This is a genomic window from Vibrio sp. 1288 (assembly GCF_033344475.1).
On record NZ_JAWPOX010000949.1, the window covers coordinates 1 to 559 of the forward strand.

1 pseudogene is annotated in these 559 nt (G+C 44.9%); it reads right to left on the reverse strand.

Going from position 1 to position 559, the window contains the following annotated elements:
- A pseudogene (locus R8O11_RS30275) lies at positions 1-559 on the reverse strand (metallophosphoesterase); the annotation flags it as partial.

Genomic DNA, 559 nt, shown 5'->3' on the forward strand with positions numbered 1-559 from the left:
ACCTAGATTCGTCTGTTGGAATCGCACGACATCACGGTCACCTTCTAGCTTACCGTTTGATTCCGCAATTTTCACATTCAGCTGGCTTTGGCCTTTTTCTTGGAAAGGGCGAAGGAAGTCCAACATCGCTTTGTCTTGAGTAATTTCATCTTGAACAAACACACGTTGTGATTGACCATCCACGTTGATTTTTTTATTCAATTTTACAGGAATAAGATCGTAGCTCACCATTGATAGTTCGCCGTTACGGAATTCGTAATCGGCACGGCCAACATATTTACCCCACTCATGCGCCTGAACAATGTAAGTACCGTTTTGTTGGTCTGGCTGACACTCATCACCCGGTTTAAAGTTCTTTTTGATAACGTTAGGACCTTCCATACAAACGGGCTCTTGTGAGTGACCACCCACAATCATGTCCAAATCGCCTTCATTGAGGTAACGCGCCAAAGCTACATCACCCGGCGCATTGATGCCACGGTTGCCATTTTCGTAGTGACCCACGTGCGTGACAGCGAAAATCAGATCCGGATTTTTTGTTTTTTTCAGTTCTGCAATC